The sequence below is a fragment of the Acinetobacter sp. ANC 4218 genome, assembly GCF_002135245.1.
Taxonomy (GTDB): Bacteria; Pseudomonadota; Gammaproteobacteria; order Pseudomonadales; family Moraxellaceae; genus Acinetobacter.
This window is the reverse complement of record NZ_NEGD01000011.1, coordinates 139490-154817: the sequence shown is the minus strand read 5'-3', so window position 1 is coordinate 154817 and position 15328 is coordinate 139490. Positions and strand designations below refer to the sequence as shown.

Genomic DNA, 15328 nt, shown 5'->3' with positions numbered 1-15328 from the left:
GTACGTAAAGTGATTTACCTGGCAATTGATGCAGCGTCTAAAAAGTGGAATATGCCTATTCGCGACTGGCGTTTAGCCATGAGCCGCTTTATTATTGAATTCGGTGACCGCTTAAGCAATCACCTTTAAATTTATGAAAAGCAATTACACAAAATTATTTACAGGCTCGCAGGTGGTCACAATTTTTATTATCACTGATTTCACCTATTATTAATCCAGTTCATACAAGACAACTTATTTTAACTTAGTCGGAAGCTTGATATAAAATTTTAACTTCTAATCCAACTCAAAACTACAAACGCACACCCATGATCATAATCAAAACAACTATGCCACACCGACCAGCCTGACTTTTTATTCCATGGCTCGGCAAATTTTATGCAGTGCTCAATGTAAAAGTGTTCTCATGTTTTCTTTTTTATTCCTTCCACCCATCTACAATATCAGCCCACTGTTGTAACATATCCCTGCGCTGGTTCATGTACTTAGCATGATTATAAGATGCTCTAACTTTGTTTTGCTCAGCATGAGCTAACTGCTTCTCAATCCAATTTTCATCAAAATCTAATTCATTTAATATTGTTGATGCGGTTGCCCGAAAATCATGTGCTGTTACTGCTTTTAATCCCATATTTTTAAGAGCTGCATTCAATGTGGCACCACCAATAGGATTGGAGTCACCACCACTATAGACAGCAGGAAATACATATTCCTTATTTCCAGATTCAATGTACTGTTGCTTCAATAAAGCATAAAGCTGCTCTGACATTGGCACCAGGTGGATTCTATTTTTCTTTGTTGTTCTCTCTTGCGAATTGTTTCTTGTGGAGATTGGGAAATTAATAACCCTGGATTCAAAGTCTATATAAGACCATTTCATGCGTCTTATTTCTACAGATCGCAGCATTGTATATGCCATTGTGAGTAACGCATTTCTAACTGTTGCAGATCCACGAAAACCATCCAATCCCTTTCTAAAGTGTGATTGTTCTTCTTTGGTTAATGGTCTTGCATGTTCAATATCAGGTCGAATTATTGATCCCCTGACTGCATAGGTTGGATCATTTTCAGCTCTTAAAGTGGCAATAGCGTAGCGCATGATAGCGCCGATAATTTTTATATTATTGAGTGCAGTAATTTCTCCTGTACCTCTTTTTCCTGTTGTTCTAACACGAGACACTGTAGATCTTGCAATATATAAAACCTCAGCAGCTGATACTTCAGAAACATTCTTAGAGCCTATGATTGGGTAAATATCAATTTCAAGGGATTTTGTTATCTTGTTCAGGTATCCACTGGATCTATTTTTTAGAATTTCAGTAATATATTCTTTCGCAACAAGCTCAAACGTGTTTGCATTCTGAATGCTGGCTTCGATTTTTTCAGTTTTCCTAATCTGAGCTGGATTTTTGCCATCACTCAATAAAGCTCTGGCTTCATCTCTAGCTTTACGTGCGTCTGATAAACTTACGGCTGGATACTCACCAAGACTCAGCATTGATGCTTTACCATCAAAGCGATATCTATAGCGCCATAATTTAGAACCGCTTTGTCTTATCTCAATACAAAGCCCATTGTGATCGGCTATACGGTAAGGCTTTTCTCTAGGCTTTAAGCTTCTGATTTTTGTGTCTGTTAGCATATGTGAGTAAGTGTCGATGAAGACATGAAATTTAGGTAATTACTCACCATATTACTCACTAATTTTGATTTTGCATATAAGGTTTAGATTCTGCTTAATTTGATAAGTCTTTAATTGATAAAAATATAATTTTTTTAAATTTGTTGTAATTTGTTTAGATTTTTAAAATATCGTTTTCCGATGACAAGAACTACTTTGTAGCAGTTTTACCAGTGAATCATCAATTAAATTTAAAGAAAGTGGCAGCGGCTGTGGGCTGTAAAAAATTACAGATGGCTGATCCTAAAAATGCTGAACGTTTAACGGGTTATCTGGTTGGGGGAATCAGCCCGGTTGGCCAGAAGAAACGCTTAAAAACAGTGATTGATGCTACGGCACAGCAATTGCCAAAAATATATGTTAGTGGTGGTAAAAGAGGTCTGGATATTGGCATAAAACCACAAGATTTAGCTCAGGTTTTAGGTGCACAATTCGTAGATATACTGGACTTATAAAAATTTATTTAAATGCTGCTAATCAGCCCTAAAGAAATTTAGGGCTTTTTTATGGAGATTTTAGTGATTGGCCGTACTGCCCTAAGATACGATTAAATATGGCTCGGTTTGTACTAACTAAAATAAAGGACTTACCACAATAGATGTGAATGCCAATATGAAAGTTAGTTTTAGTAACTTGTGATTGAGTGTTTATAAATCTGGAGGAATTATAAATCTGTGTATAGTCATGCTGTGGTTTGTATCAGTAGCATAAAAGTTATCCTTATTATTTTTTGCCGTGATTAATGCTGGGATTGATGCTCTGCTTTATATTAAAGTTATGGTTCAGAAAAAAAAGATCGTTAAATCATGATGATATAACAGGTAGCTAAAGATACATCAGGCTAATATCGAGGTGAGGGATACACAGGGCTATTGGGCTATAAAAATAACCGTTTGCATCAGGAATATGCTTGATGAACTGAATAAATTTCAGCATAGGCTGAATATTGTTAAGCCAATGCTTTATTCAATTGCATCGAATTCATGGTTAAATAAGGTGATTGAATTTAATGTGAATTTTACGTGTTTCTAAAGCCTTCAATGCCAGTTGTGCCCACGCTTGCACAGGACTATCCTGAGTGGCATAAGGGGCGCACGGATTATTCACTCTGGTATCTGGAAATCCAGTCGCCTGAATTGCTGCTCTATTTAGACCATTTACGTCAGCACTTTTCCGATCTACTGTACACGCCAAATACTCGCCAGTTTCATATCACCTTGTTTATTTGCGGATTTTTGACCACTCACCAGCAGGCTTGGGATGACGATTTTAGCCAGCAACGATTACAACAGCAAATTGAACTTTTAAAGCGAGAAAAAAAATCTTCATTTACACTAAGGTCCGGACGCTTAAATAGTTTTGAAAGTGCGCTTTTTATTGAAATTGATGATATTGAAGGAAGCCTGGCCGAGATTCGTCAACAGTTATATACCTGTTCAGCAGAAGTCGCACCATTGCAATATTGTCCTCATATCACTTTGGGTCTGTATAAAGACAAAATCAATAGTGATGCAGTGTTTGAGAGCATGCAAAATATTTCACAGCAGCAATTTGAATTTCAGATCCAGCAATTAACTTTTGGGACCTACAATGCCCAAACCTTGCAGGGTCCATTAACACCATACCATCAAGTTATTTTGGGTGATGCATGATCCAACTTATTTTAGGCGGCGCGCGTTCCGGTAAAAGTCGTCTTGCAGAACAAATCGCAAAAGATTCAAATCTTAAAGTGACATATATTGCAACGGCTCAGGCTTTAGATACAGAAATGCAGCAACGTATTCATCATCATCAAATGCAGCGTCCTGCCCATTGGCAGCTGATTGAAGAGCCTTTCTCACTGGCGGAGCGATTACAGCAAATTGACGTAGCAAATCAGCTGATTCTCGTCGATTGCCTGACGCTATGGATGACTAATCTGTTAATGCATGAAGATGAAAATCTGCAAGCCGTAGAATGTGAAAAATTACTGGATGTACTGCCAAGTTTGCAATCACAAATCATTTTGGTAAGCAATGAAACTGGATTGGGCGTAGTACCCATGGGCGAGATCAGCCGCAAGTTTGTGGATGAGTCTGGCCGATTGCATCAGCAGTTGGGACAGATTGCCGATAAAGTAATGTTTTGCGTCGCAGGTTTCCCAATGATTTTAAAAGGAGAGAAATAATGAGCTGGTGGTTAGATGCGTGTAAAAAGCCAAGTGCAGAAGCCCGACTACAGGCTGCGGAGCGTCAATTACAGCTCACCAAACCGACCGGTTCACTTTCCGAACTGGAAAATGTAGCGATTCAGTTGGCCTGTTTGCAAAACAATCAGCGCCCGAATATTGATAAACCGTGGATTACCATTTTTGCCGGTGACCATGGTGTGATGGAAGAAAACATTTCAGCCTATCCGCAAGCGGTAACTCGCCAAATGCTGCAAAATTTCACCAGCGGTGGAGCCTGTATTAGCGTAATTGCCAAGGAATACAATGCCAGACTGCAAGTGATTGACTGCGGTTCAGTCGGTGATGCCTATGAATATACAGGCGTTGAACGTTATTGCATTATCCCGGGTACGGCCAACTTTGCCAAACAAGTGGCCATGACTGAAGAACAATGTATAGAAGCTTTAAATCTTGGTCGTAAAAGTGTAGATGAGGCCATTGCCCATGGGGCTTCAATCTATGTGGCTGGGGAAATGGGTATTGGCAATACCTGTTCTGCTTCTGCTGTCGCCTGTTTTTTACTGAATGAGCCTGCTGAGCAACTGACCGGTGTAGGGACAGGGATCGGTGAAGAACAGCTCAACCATAAAAAAAATGTCATTAACCAGGCGATAGCATTACACACAGAATATGTAGGCAGTGATGCATTTAAAGCCTTGTGCGCCGTGGGTGGACTGGAAGTGGCTGCAATGGTCGGTGCTTATATTCGCTGTGCACAACTGGGTTTGCCTATGGTGGTCGATGGCTTTATCACGACCGCATCTGCATTGGTAGCGGTACGATTAAATCCGGCCGTACGTGAATGGATGCTGTTTGGTCACCAGTCTGCTGAATATGGTCATCAACGTTTATTGCAAGAACTGAATGCCAACCCTTTGCTCAAACTGAATTTACGCCTGGGAGAAGGCAGTGGTGCCGGTGCGGCTTTAGGAATCATCAAGTTAGCATGTAGCCTGCATAACAATATGGCGACTTTTGCTGAAGCCGCCGTGACAGGTGAAAAAGTTTAATCTGCCTAGATTTAAGGATGATTTAAGATGTACAGGATTGATTTGCTGCGTCATGGCGAGACCGAGCTGAGTCATACTTTGCGTGGTTCAACCGATGACGCCTTGACGGATTCAGGCTGGCAGAAAATGCACCAAACGGTAGATCAATTCTTAAAAAATAATTCACCTAACTCTTGGGATGTTGTATTTAGTTCGCCTTTGCAGCGCTGTGCTTTATTTGCAGATGAAATCGCCAACAATTTAAAGCTTGAACTCATTTTAGATCGCAATTTGCAAGAAATGCATTTTGGCGATTGGGAAGGCGTTTCTACTCAAGACATCTATGAAAAGCAGCCTGAATTGCTGGCGCAGTTCTGGGAAACTCCAACCCGATTTAGTCCACCCAATGCCGAAACCATGCAGCAGTTTCAGCAGCGTATTTTACATGCGTTGCAACAAATTCAGGGTTCCATGCAGCAAAATCAATTTGCACATGCAATGGTGGTCACGCATGGCGGGGTGATTAAACTGTTAAAATGTCTGGCATTCAATCAACACTTGGACAATATTTTAAAAATGTCTGCTGAACTGGGGCAATTTAATCATTTTATTCTGCATGACGATTTAAGCATTGAATATGTGGAGCAATCAGCATGACGCCATTTTTTATTGCGTTGCAGTTTTTAACGACATTTCCAGTTCAATTAAAACAGATGCCGAGCAAACAACAAAATGCTCAATCTTTGCTGTTTTATCCATTAGTTGGCTTGATTATTGGCCTGATTCTATTTGCACTTGCCCATCTTTTACAGGCGATCCCCGTCATTTTATTAAGCAGTGTGATTTTAGTACTGTGGATCTGGTTGACAGGCGGGTTGCATCTGGATGGTCTAGCTGATACAGCCGATGCTTGGGTCGGTGGTTTTGGCGACTCAGAACGCACTTTAACTATTATGAAAGACCCTAGCTGTGGACCAATTGGCGTGCTGAGTTTAATCATTCTGTGCCTGCTAAAATGGTCTGTGCTATATGTATTATTGCAAGAGCACTTATATTCAGCCCTGATTTTATTTCCGCTATTGGGTCGTTTAGCGCCGTTATTTTTATTTTTAACCACCCCTTATGTGCGCCAAAAAGGTTTAGGCACTTCAATTGCAGAATTTATTCCGAAAACTGCCGCCATTATTGTATGTGTATTAAGTTTACTTACATCAGTGTATTGGGGATGGGCTGGAATGCTGTGTGCTTTATCTATGCTCGGTACATTGCTTTATTTAAGATACAAATTTATCCAGCGTATTGGAGGAATTACCGGTGATACGGTAGGGGCGAGTATTGAAATTTGCGAGGCGGTGAGTCTTTTGAGCTTCATTGTAGCGAGTTTTTATTTAACCATTCCATGATTAAAAAGAGGAAGTGAGCAGCCTGATCACCTCAACAGCATCACTTCCGTATCATGGGCATTATCACTTATAAATAAGTGACGACCATGGAAATAATTGCAGGTCCCAGCAGCACCATAAATACCCCTGCAAGCACCATGGTCAAACAGGCCACTACACCTTCCTCACGATGGCGCATAAAGGCTTTACTGGTACCAAAACCATGTGCCGCATTCCCAAAAGAAGCGCCTTGAGCAAAGCGTGAATTGAGTTTGAGTGCAAGCAGGAGCATATCTCCCATCGCAACGCCAGCAATCCCGGTAATCATGGTAAATAAAATCACTAGTTCAACCGAACCACCTATATGGGAAGTGAGTTCCATGGCAAAGGGGGTAGAAATGGAACGGGCCATTAAACTATAAGAAGTGGCCTGGTCAAAATGGAATAATTTTGCCAGATAAAATGAACTGATCACACCGACAATCATGCCCACCACAATGCCTAAACCAATCGACAATGCATGTGCTGTAATGACTTTGCGATATTCATAAATTGGAATGGCAAAGGCAATGGTCGCAGGTCCCAACATCCAGATCAGCCATTGATTTTCCACCATATAGCTATCATAGGAAATATTGAACGCCAGCATCAATATCACCAGAATAAGAGGCACAAAAATACCGGGTGCCAACAGCATGTAGGGATATTTTTTATGCAGTTTTTTAGCCAGTACATAACAGATGAGTGTCCCGAGAAAACATATAAGCGCAGTCAGGTTCATATTATTTTCCCTGTTCTAACAGGTGTCGGGATTGTGATTTATGCTTTAAACGGGCTTCCAGTTTAAAACCGAAATATACGCTATAGGCTGTAGCCAGCATCACACAAAAAGTACCGATTACAACCGATAAAATCAGTTGCCAGCCTTGGGTCAAAAGCAGGTCTTTATATTTAATGATGCCGACTACACAGGGAATAAATAACAAGACCAGTTCACCGAGAATAAAATCTGAACCTGTTTTAATCCATTGCAGTTTAAACAGGCCACTCAGTAAAGCCATTAACACCAGTAACAGGCCAATAACCCCGGCAGAAACCGGTAAATTGAGCGCATGTTGTATCAGTGAGGAAACCCACCAGATGAAGATCAGCAGACTGAGCTGTAATACCACCTGAGCAATATAAATTGATGGAGCAGAATGTGAGGAAGTAGACATAATCAGAAAATATAAAAACTTGCAGGTATTTTAAATTTGACCATGTGTTCATATTATGAATAATAAAAAAAAGATTATGTATAAATGGAATGATAGGTGGATATTAAGAGTCTGAGCGTATTCGTTAAAATTGTCCAATTGCAAAGTTTTACCCGAACAGCAGAGGAGATATGTGTGACCCAGCCCACCATCAGTAAGACCATACATCACCTGGAACAGGAAATTGGTGTGGCTTTATTTCACAGGGGGGATGCCGGTCGTAAACGTGATGTTGCCTTAACCTATACTGGTGAACAAGTGTATCAACATGCTTTGGTCATACTGGAACAACAGCAACGTATTTTTGAAACAGTGGCTAAAATCCGGCAGCTGAAACAGGGAAAATTAACCCTGGGTTTACCGCCTTTGGGTTCAGTTTTACTTAGCAGTTTAATTGCCAAGTTTCACAAGCAATATCCACATATCGAATTAAGTTTTCTGGAAGTCGGTGCAGCTGCGATTGAAGATGCCATTTTGGCGAAAAAAGTCGATGTTGGCATTTTACTGGGACATTTAAAACCTGTACTGAGCGGTATTCCTATTATGGATTCACCTTTATGTTTGCTTTCTCGAAAAGATACCCAGTGGAAGAATCGACAAACCGTAAAATTGATTGAATTAAAAGAAGAGTCTTTTTTACTTTATGATGATTCCTTCACTTTAAACAATATGATTATTCAGGCAGCGAATTACGTCGGTTTTGAACCGCATGTGGTTTGTAAAAGTAGCCAATGGGACTTTATTGCCAAAATGGTCGAGTCGGATGTAGGGATTGCTTTGTTGCCAAAAATTTACTGTGAACAGCTGGATCAGGAGAAATTTAACATCAGCCTGCTGGAAAGCCCTTATCTGAACTGGACGCTGAGCATGGCCTGGAATACCACCGTTGCCATGAATCCGGCAACAAGGGCATGGTTAAAAATTATTGAGGAAAATCGGGATAAAATTCACTTTTAAAAAAACTTGGTTGGCAGCCGACTGTAAAAAACAGGGTTTGGATGCAGACTGAATCCCATTTTAATGTCTATGGCACATTGGGCAGATCAATGGATGAATGAAGATTTAGGACAGCCGATGCAATATACGCATAAAAGCTGTGGTCATAAAGTGATCCCGTGACGGGTATGTTCTGAGTGTCATGAAACGCTGCATGCTAGGCAGGTTAAAGCTGAATTGACGCAACATGATTATGCCTATCTGGAACAGCACAAAATATCATCCTGAATCTTTTCCTTCAGGATTTATAGACAATTCGGCGGTTTAGGAATGCCTGCTAGACGGCTTAAATGACGTGCCACCAGACCGGTCTTAAATTGCTCTTGCAAGACGGCATTATTGATATCGGCACTGACGGTTTTCATCAGGAATTTGATCAGTGGACGAGTGGCAGGTGAATGCCCAAACTGTCGATAGAACTGGCGTACTGCATGCAAAACTTCAAAATGCCACGCTGTAAGTTGCAGCTCCAGAGAGTTTGCCAACTCTTGAGCCACCGTTTCATTCCAAATGGTGTAATCGACTAAGTGACCGTCTTGATCGAGTTCTAAATTCATCATAAATCTCAAATTAGTTCAAACGAATACAGCGGCCATGGTTCAGGCAAATATTTGCAAATTCTGCATAAGAAATCAGCTGTAAATTTTCGGTTGTTTGTCCCGCCAGGATTTCCGCATCGTTGTCCAGTACATACACCTTATTCAATGGTTGCAGAAATGGATGCTGTAGTTGCAGGACCGATTCACCCATCAGTACAACTGTATCTTCAGGAGAGTAAACCTGTTGTAATTTGCTCAAAACATTCGGGGTTGCTGAAAAAGTACTTTGCACCAAATATAAGCTTTTATTCGACATAATCAGTTTACTCTTTAACTTTACCAGTACAGTACAAAATCAAAACTTTGAATGAAATCAGGATTTAACTCAACAAATTCAATATCCTGTTGAGCATTGGCCACAAAGTGTGAATGTTGATGTTTGTTTTCAATCAAAATCGGGCTAAGGTCATAAAATTCAAAGCTATCGACCATGTTGGATGCCACTTTAAAGGCATGTTTAAGCTGATCGAATGGCAGTTCGGCATTGAGTAAACTTAAGGCTGCATCTTGCAGTAAAACTTTCACTTCACAGCCAAAAGTTGCCAGTACCATCGTGGCAGACAGGCTTTCATGCACCTGCAGATTGGCCAGATTGGCTTGGGTCAGAATAACGAGTACAGATTTCACACAATTTACCTTTTAAAAGCAACAAATACCAAAAAAATATCGTCTTAGAATTGAATCAGACGTTGTGTTGACTGTACTGCATCGGCAAGTTCACCCAGACCAACCAGTTTAAAGCCTTGCGCAAGATTGTGTTGGCTAATTTGATGTCGTTTGGCATTTTCTTCATCGCTAATACCACGCGCCAACGCAGCACTCACACATACCGGCAAGCGAATCGCCAGTTTCTGCCATTCTTCCGTCAGGTTACGCTGATCGTCTGGAACCCATTGTAAGGCATTTGCTACAGCAACACCGTCCTGATAGAAGAACACGCGAAATGGCTGGTTTTTTGCGTGCAAGGCCTGAGCCAGACCCAAGGCATGCCAGGCGTAAATCGAGGTTGGAGCGGAGGTAATTAGTAATAAGGTACTCATCGAAATTCACTTGAAGAATGCCCAATCCAATATTGATGCATCCAAACTTCATAAGAAAAGGGTAGTATACAATGATTTTAGGTGGTATCTAAAGAATTCAGAACTTAATGTTAAAATTATTTCAAAAATAATTATTTAAAAACAATGTTTTATTTGGGTTTGTGAAAATTAAAAGTCATAAAACCTGCTTTTTTATCTGCATGAAATTCCCTATATTTCCTTCCTTTTTTCACATTATTGGTAAAATAAAAAGTAATCTGAACCAGATCTACACCAATGCTGGCCTTTTCAAAAGAAAACCCATCACTGGGATGGGCTGGGTAGCGTTACTTCATTATTACATGTCATGGTTTTCTTTGATTTTGGCTTGATAGTAAGGTAAGTGAACGTTGTAAAAATGATGATATCTTGATTTTAATCTTTGATTAATTTTGGGAATAGCTAGCAGATATATATTTAAATCTAATGAAATTAATGTCTTAATAGAAAAATAATTGTTATACTCTCGCCAATTTTGAGCACAGCCGTGCTTATTTATTTCTTTGAATTGTAAATACTTTTTATGAACCGTAAATTTTTTGCTGCTACTGCATTATTTTTTTGGCTAATCAATCCATTAGCCGCTATGCCATTCGATCCGTTAATTGGCACTTGGAAAGTTATTGATGATCGTACTGGTTATTATGTTTCAGACATCGTGATTCGCAAGAATTCTAAAACACAACAGTACAGTGCTGTCATTACTAAAAATCGATCTTTACCTGGTGTTGCAAGTTCTGAAGTATGTAGCAAATGCCAAGGTGAACTGAAGAATCAGCCAATTTTTGGAATGGAAGCTCTTAAAGGTCTGGTTGCTGATACTAGCAATAAACAATTTAACAAGGGTATTTGGATTAATACGCAGGATGGACGTGTATATGATATTGATGCCAGTTTAAATGCTGCTGGAGACCAAATGAAAGTCAATGGTAAAGCTAAAAGTGCCAATGTAACTAGCATCATGACTTGGAAAAAGCTCTAATATAATTCTCAAGTGATTATTTTTATTGGTAAATAAATTATAAGCAAGAATAGGCAAAAGAAACCCATCACAGGGATGGGTTTTGGGAATTAGTGCTACTTAGTTATTACAGGTCTTACCTTCGAATCCGACCTTGCCTATAAAATAGCGAAAGTTTATTTCAGAAATAAGAAACCCACCGAAGTGGGGCTGTGCGATCGAATACTATCCGTAGTATTTGATCATTAAAGTATGCTTAATATATGACTATTTTATTTAAGCTTGTTTAACAACTAAGCATATAGAATTTTTGTGGTGTTTCAAAAAGTATACTGGCGTTAAACAAACTCATTTTTAGTTCAATATAGAGAATGTGCTGTATGACTTTGGTTAGATCAATATACTAAAAATATGTTGAACTCATGCAGAATAGTATTATAGACCCAGTCTCAACAAAGAATTGAGATGCTGAATATTATAAAGTCTTGCGACTTACGCTTAAAATTAGAAATGGAAAAAAATTATGTCAAATAAATTCAATAATAAAGTGGCCTTAGTTACTGGAGCTGGTTCTGGTATTGGCAAAAGTACGGCTATGCTTTTGGCCCAACAGGGCGCAAGTGTGGTGGTTTCAGATATTAACCTGGAAACGGTTCATAAAGTTGCTAATGAGATCATATCTTTAGGTGGGAAAGCTGTAGCAAATAAAGCCAATATAGCTGAGCCTGAAGATATGAAAGCAGTGGTTGAATTTGCTGTCAGTACATATGGCGCACTGCATTTAGCATTCAATAATGCGGGAATTCTGGGGGAGCTTAACCCAACTGCAGAATTGAGCATTGATGGGTGGCATCGTGTGCTTGATGTTAATCTAAATGGGGTATTTTATAGTATGCGCTATGAGATTCCTGCAATATTGGCTGCTGGAGGTGGAGCGATTGTCAATACCTCTTCAATTGCAGGCTTAATCGGGTTTAAAAATATTCCTGGCTATGTGGCTGCAAAGCATGCTATTACCGGATTAACAAAAGCAGCGGCATTGGAATATGCGGATCAAGGTATTCGCATTAATTCGGTACATCCTGGGTATATTAAAACGCCTTTAAGTGCTGAGATTGATGAGGGAGAGATGGTGAAATTACATCCGATTGGTCGAGCCGGCTATCCGGAAGAAGTTGCTCAGGTCGTTGCCTTTCTGCTCTCTGATGGTGCTTCATTTGTGACAGGCAGTCAGTATGTGGTCGATGGTGCATATACTTCGCAATAAAAAACAACAAAGATGGTTATGTGTGTCTAGTTGTTTGGCTAGGATCATGTCTTATCGTGTGTTCTATGTAAAAGTATTCCCATGGTTTCATTTTTATTCCTCTTGATGAGTTTTACCATTCATTGAATAAGTTTTTTATTTTTTTCATAAACAATATACAGTTCATAGCCATAACTGCAACACATGCAATATTCCAAATCTTTAAGATGGTGTGATAGTGCTCTTGCAGATTAGCCGACTCAAGAGAATTTTGAGTCGGTTTTTTGCTTTTAATATCTGTGGATAAGTTGTTGTAAACACCAAGATTACACCAATAAGTTGCAAGGTACTGATTATTATAAGGAGTATCTATACAATGATTTTAGTGACGGGTGGTTTAGGCTTTATAGGCTCACATATTGCGTTAAGCCTGATGGCTCATGGACAAGAAGTCATCATTGTTGATAATTTATCCAATGCAACTTTACAAACCTTAGAACGACTTGAATACATTTCCGGCATGTATGTGCCTTTTGTCAAAATTGACATCCGAAATACACCCGCCTTAAACAAAGTTTTTGAACAATATTCTGTAGAAGCCGTCATTCACACCGCTGGTTTTAAATCGATAGAAGAATCTGCGCTTAAACCGTTGGAATATTATAACGATAATGTCAGTTGTATTATGAGTTTGCTGCGATCTATGCAGCGTACAGGCATTCGAACCTTAATTCACTTATCCAGTCTGGCGGTCTATGGTCAGTCCAGCTTAATTCTGAGCGAAGATACGCCATTTAATTATTCCTACCCCAATCCCTATATCAAATCGCAGCAGATGACGGAAGAAATTATCCGTGATACCGCACTGACCGACAACGAATGGAAAATTGCCATTTTAAGACTATGCAACATTGCCGGTGCTTTTGAACATGGCGTGCTTGGAGAATTTGTGGCGCCATTGCCGAAAAATATTATTCCACTGGCTTTACAGGTTGCAGCGAAAAAACGTGATTATATTGAACTGCGACAGCAAGCCCAAACCCTGGACCGTACCGTTGAGCGCAGCTTTTTGCATGTATTGGATTGCTGTGATGCCATTCTCGCGACTCTACAATGGTTAAGGACTCAGCCTTATACCTGTGATGCCTTTAATATTGCAGGGCAAAATATGTCTATCCGTGCCTTACTCAGTGAAGTTTCGAAAGTCACCCAGACTGAAATCAAAACCATGGATGCGCCGTTTTATACTTATGCAGAACTGGATCAGGTGGGAGCGACCTCAGGTAAAGCCCATGAAATTTTAAAATGGCAACCTAAGCGCAGCATTACCCAAATTATTGAAGATGCCTGGCGTTTTTATAAGCAAACTTTGAAAGGAAATTAAAACCATGCAGAGTTAAAAAAATGCAAATAATAATCATTTATAATTAAAATGCGTTTGATTAAGATTAGTAAATATGTCAAAACTATTGAATTAGTTTAAATCATAAAACGACATCGATATGAGGTGGAGAATGCAAACACGTATTGAACATGACACCATGGGCGAGGTAGAAGTTCCCAGTGAAGCAATGTGGGGTGCGCAAACACAGCGTAGTTTGCAAAACTTTAAAATCGGTCAAGAACGTTTACCGCGACCGATGATTCGGGCGATGGGCTTGGTCAAAAAAGCGGCCGCCATGACCAATGCCGAGTTAGGTCAAATTCCTCATGAATTGTCACATTATATTGTCAATGCTGCAGAAGAGGTGATTTCTGGAAAGTGGGATAGCCAGTTTCCATTGGTGGTGTGGCAAACTGGTTCAGGTACGCAAAGCAATATGAACTGTAATGAAGTCATTGCCAATATTGCCAACCAGAAACTGGGTAATCCTTTGGGTTCTCAAAAGCCGGTTCACCCCAATGACCATGTCAATCGTGCACAATCGACCAATGATTCTTTCCCGACAGCCATCCATGTGGCTGCAAGCCTGCAAATCAATGAATTGCTGATTCCTGCGGTACAACGTTTACGCGATACTCTAGAGGCTAAATCTCAGGCATTTTCCGATATTGTGAAAATTGGACGTACCCATTTACAGGATGCAACGCCCTTAACGCTCGGGCAAGAATTTAGTGGCTACGTGTCACAACTGGATCATGGCTTAAAACGTCTGCATTATGCTTTACTGGGTTTATATGAGTTGCCTTTGGGAGGTACAGCAGTTGGAACAGGTTTAAATGCACATCCGGAGTATGCAGTTAAAGCTGCAGCACAGTTGGCTAATTTAACCGGTTTGCCATTTGTAACGGCTCCGAATAAATTTGAAGCTTTAGCAGGGCGAGATGCTGCGGTATTTGCCTCTGGGGCTTTAAAAACGTTGGCAGTGAGTTTAAATAAAATTGCCAATGATATTCGCTGGTTGGCCAGTGGTCCGCGCTGCGGTTTTGGTGAAATCCGTATTCCTGAAAATGAGCCAGGTTCAAGCATTATGCCCGGCAAGGTTAATCCAACCCAAAGTGAAGCCATGACCATGGTGGTGGCGCAGGTGCTGGGGAATGATACGACCATTAACGTCGCCGGAGCTTCGGGCAACTTCGAGCTGAATGTGTTTATGCCGGTCATTGCATTTAACTTGTTGCAATCGATTCAACTGTTGGGCGATGCATGTAACAGCTTTAATGATCATTGTGCCGTTGGCATTGAGCCCAACCGCGAAAAAATTGATCATTTCCTGCATAATTCACTGATGTTAGTCACTGCTTTAAATCCGGTGATTGGTTATGAAAATGCTGCTAAAGTGGCAAAAACAGCATACAATGAAGGCAAAACCTTAAAACAGGTCGCGGTCGAATTGAACCTGGTCACTGCCGAACAGTTTGATGCCGTGGTAATTCCGGAAAATATGGTTTCACCTAATGTGAAATAGCCATCTAAAGGTTGGAACAGC

At 40.2% G+C, this 15328-nt stretch carries 17 protein-coding genes and 2 pseudogenes; 12 read left to right on the top strand and 7 right to left on the bottom strand.

Annotation, left to right across the window (positions count from 1 at the left end; translation table 11 throughout):
* Positions 1-129 (top strand): annotated as a pseudogene (locus B9T38_RS16595) (IS256 family transposase); the annotation flags it as partial.
* 289 nt (positions 130-418) lie between these two features.
* On the opposite strand, the gene B9T38_RS12300 reads toward B9T38_RS16595, so the two are convergent.
* The gene (locus B9T38_RS12300) at positions 419-1642 is read right to left on the bottom strand and encodes a tyrosine-type recombinase/integrase (protein WP_086197075.1); all 1224 of its coding nucleotides are present in this window, start codon (positions 1640-1642) and stop codon (positions 419-421) included.
* A gap of 167 nt (positions 1643-1809) precedes the next feature.
* On the opposite strand from B9T38_RS12300, the pseudogene B9T38_RS12295 reads away from it, so the two are divergent.
* From B9T38_RS12295 to B9T38_RS12270, 6 genes and pseudogenes are all read left to right on the top strand, one after another.
* A pseudogene (locus B9T38_RS12295) lies at positions 1810-2136 on the top strand (aminoacyl-tRNA deacylase); the annotation flags it as partial.
* A 585-nt stretch (positions 2137-2721) separates the two neighbouring features.
* The gene (locus B9T38_RS12290) at positions 2722-3333 is read left to right on the top strand and encodes a 2'-5' RNA ligase family protein (protein ID WP_086197073.1); all 612 of its coding nucleotides are present in this window, start codon (positions 2722-2724) and stop codon (positions 3331-3333) included.
* A complete protein-coding gene (gene cobU, locus B9T38_RS12285; protein ID WP_086197072.1) occupies positions 3330-3848 on the top strand; it encodes a bifunctional adenosylcobinamide kinase/adenosylcobinamide-phosphate guanylyltransferase in 519 nt (172 codons plus the stop codon). The genes B9T38_RS12290 and cobU overlap by 4 nt, the downstream gene beginning before the upstream one ends.
* On the top strand, positions 3848-4900 hold the full coding sequence (cobT, locus tag B9T38_RS12280) for a nicotinate-nucleotide--dimethylbenzimidazole phosphoribosyltransferase (protein ID WP_086197071.1): 1053 nt from the start codon (positions 3848-3850) through the stop codon (positions 4898-4900). Before cobU ends, cobT begins: the two co-directional genes overlap by 1 nt.
* A 27-nt stretch (positions 4901-4927) precedes the next feature.
* A complete protein-coding gene (locus tag B9T38_RS12275; RefSeq protein ID WP_086197070.1) occupies positions 4928-5536 on the top strand; it encodes a histidine phosphatase family protein in 609 nt (202 codons plus the stop codon).
* The gene (locus B9T38_RS12270; protein WP_086197069.1) at positions 5533-6282 is read left to right on the top strand and encodes an adenosylcobinamide-GDP ribazoletransferase; all 750 of its coding nucleotides are present in this window, start codon (positions 5533-5535) and stop codon (positions 6280-6282) included. The genes B9T38_RS12275 and B9T38_RS12270 overlap by 4 nt, the downstream gene beginning before the upstream one ends.
* A gap of 67 nt (positions 6283-6349) precedes the next feature.
* Here the strand turns inward: B9T38_RS12270 and B9T38_RS12265 are convergent, their stop codons facing one another.
* Positions 6350-7042, bottom strand: a complete 693-nt coding sequence (locus B9T38_RS12265; protein ID WP_086197068.1) for an LrgB family protein — start codon at positions 7040-7042, stop codon at positions 6350-6352.
* 1 nt (position 7043) lies between these two features.
* Positions 7044-7478 carry a CidA/LrgA family protein gene (locus B9T38_RS12260; RefSeq protein WP_086197067.1) on the bottom strand — a complete coding sequence of 145 codons (435 nt, stop codon included), beginning with the start codon at positions 7476-7478 and terminating at the stop codon, positions 7044-7046.
* Positions 7479-7574: 96 nt separating this feature from the next.
* Here B9T38_RS12260 and B9T38_RS12255 point away from each other — a divergent pair, with 96 nt between their 5' ends.
* Complete coding sequence (locus B9T38_RS12255; RefSeq protein ID WP_086197066.1) at positions 7575-8474, top strand: LysR family transcriptional regulator; 900 nt, start codon at positions 7575-7577, stop codon at positions 8472-8474.
* A gap of 284 nt (positions 8475-8758) precedes the next feature.
* Here B9T38_RS12255 and B9T38_RS12250 read toward each other — a convergent pair whose 3' ends face one another.
* The 4 genes from B9T38_RS12250 to tusD are packed head-to-tail and all read right to left on the bottom strand — an operon-like array spanning position 8759 to position 10152.
* Positions 8759-9070, bottom strand: coding sequence for a TusE/DsrC/DsvC family sulfur relay protein (locus tag B9T38_RS12250; protein ID WP_086197065.1), 312 nt, complete (start codon positions 9068-9070; stop codon positions 8759-8761).
* A 13-nt stretch (positions 9071-9083) separates the two neighbouring features.
* Complete coding sequence (locus B9T38_RS12245) at positions 9084-9368, bottom strand: DsrH/TusB family sulfur metabolism protein (RefSeq protein WP_086197064.1); 285 nt, start codon at positions 9366-9368, stop codon at positions 9084-9086.
* A 20-nt stretch (positions 9369-9388) separates the two neighbouring features.
* The gene (locus B9T38_RS12240) at positions 9389-9739 is read right to left on the bottom strand and encodes a hypothetical protein (RefSeq protein WP_086197063.1); all 351 of its coding nucleotides are present in this window, start codon (positions 9737-9739) and stop codon (positions 9389-9391) included.
* 44 nt (positions 9740-9783) lie between these two features.
* Positions 9784-10152, bottom strand: a complete 369-nt coding sequence (gene tusD, locus B9T38_RS12235) for a sulfurtransferase complex subunit TusD (RefSeq protein ID WP_086197062.1) — start codon at positions 10150-10152, stop codon at positions 9784-9786.
* Positions 10153-10714: 562 nt separating this feature from the next.
* On the opposite strand from tusD, the gene B9T38_RS12230 reads away from it, so the two are divergent.
* The 4 genes from B9T38_RS12230 to fumC all read left to right on the top strand — a co-directional run bounded on the left by B9T38_RS12230 (position 10715) and on the right by fumC (position 15307).
* A complete protein-coding gene (locus B9T38_RS12230; RefSeq protein WP_086197061.1) occupies positions 10715-11173 on the top strand; it encodes a DUF2147 domain-containing protein in 459 nt (152 codons plus the stop codon).
* A 502-nt stretch (positions 11174-11675) separates the two neighbouring features.
* A complete protein-coding gene (locus B9T38_RS12225; protein ID WP_086197060.1) occupies positions 11676-12419 on the top strand; it encodes an SDR family NAD(P)-dependent oxidoreductase in 744 nt (247 codons plus the stop codon).
* Between the two features lie 355 nt (positions 12420-12774).
* The gene (locus B9T38_RS12220) at positions 12775-13782 is read left to right on the top strand and encodes an SDR family NAD(P)-dependent oxidoreductase (protein WP_086197059.1); all 1008 of its coding nucleotides are present in this window, start codon (positions 12775-12777) and stop codon (positions 13780-13782) included.
* 130 nt (positions 13783-13912) lie between these two features.
* Complete coding sequence (gene fumC / locus B9T38_RS12215) at positions 13913-15307, top strand: class II fumarate hydratase (RefSeq protein WP_086197058.1); 1395 nt, start codon at positions 13913-13915, stop codon at positions 15305-15307.
* Positions 15308-15328 lie beyond the last annotated feature (21 nt).

What these genes read in the sequence shown, in the direction of transcription:
- B9T38_RS12300 (WP_086197075.1), bottom strand. Translation starts at nt 1,642, where the DNA reads ATGCTAACAGACACAAAAATCAGAAGCTTAAAGCCTAGAGAAAAGCCT.
- cobT (WP_086197071.1), top strand. Translation starts at nt 3,848, where the DNA reads ATGAGCTGGTGGTTAGATGCGTGTAAAAAGCCAAGTGCAGAAGCCCGA.
- B9T38_RS12265 (WP_086197068.1), bottom strand. Translation starts at nt 7,042, where the DNA reads ATGAACCTGACTGCGCTTATATGTTTTCTCGGGACACTCATCTGTTAT.
- B9T38_RS12250 (WP_086197065.1), bottom strand. Translation starts at nt 9,070, where the DNA reads ATGAATTTAGAACTCGATCAAGACGGTCACTTAGTCGATTACACCATT.
- tusD (WP_086197062.1), bottom strand. Translation starts at nt 10,152, where the DNA reads ATGAGTACCTTATTACTAATTACCTCCGCTCCAACCTCGATTTACGCC.
- B9T38_RS12270 (WP_086197069.1), top strand. Translation starts at nt 5,533, where the DNA reads ATGACGCCATTTTTTATTGCGTTGCAGTTTTTAACGACATTTCCAGTT.
- B9T38_RS12260 (WP_086197067.1), bottom strand. Translation starts at nt 7,478, where the DNA reads ATGTCTACTTCCTCACATTCTGCTCCATCAATTTATATTGCTCAGGTG.
- B9T38_RS12245 (WP_086197064.1), bottom strand. Translation starts at nt 9,368, where the DNA reads ATGTCGAATAAAAGCTTATATTTGGTGCAAAGTACTTTTTCAGCAACC.
- B9T38_RS12230 (WP_086197061.1), top strand. Translation starts at nt 10,715, where the DNA reads ATGAACCGTAAATTTTTTGCTGCTACTGCATTATTTTTTTGGCTAATC.
- cobU (WP_086197072.1), top strand. Translation starts at nt 3,330, where the DNA reads ATGATCCAACTTATTTTAGGCGGCGCGCGTTCCGGTAAAAGTCGTCTT.
- fumC (WP_086197058.1), top strand. Translation starts at nt 13,913, where the DNA reads ATGCAAACACGTATTGAACATGACACCATGGGCGAGGTAGAAGTTCCC.
- B9T38_RS12290 (WP_086197073.1), top strand. Translation starts at nt 2,722, where the DNA reads ATGCCAGTTGTGCCCACGCTTGCACAGGACTATCCTGAGTGGCATAAG.
- B9T38_RS12225 (WP_086197060.1), top strand. Translation starts at nt 11,676, where the DNA reads ATGTCAAATAAATTCAATAATAAAGTGGCCTTAGTTACTGGAGCTGGT.
- B9T38_RS12275 (WP_086197070.1), top strand. Translation starts at nt 4,928, where the DNA reads ATGTACAGGATTGATTTGCTGCGTCATGGCGAGACCGAGCTGAGTCAT.
- B9T38_RS12220 (WP_086197059.1), top strand. Translation starts at nt 12,775, where the DNA reads ATGATTTTAGTGACGGGTGGTTTAGGCTTTATAGGCTCACATATTGCG.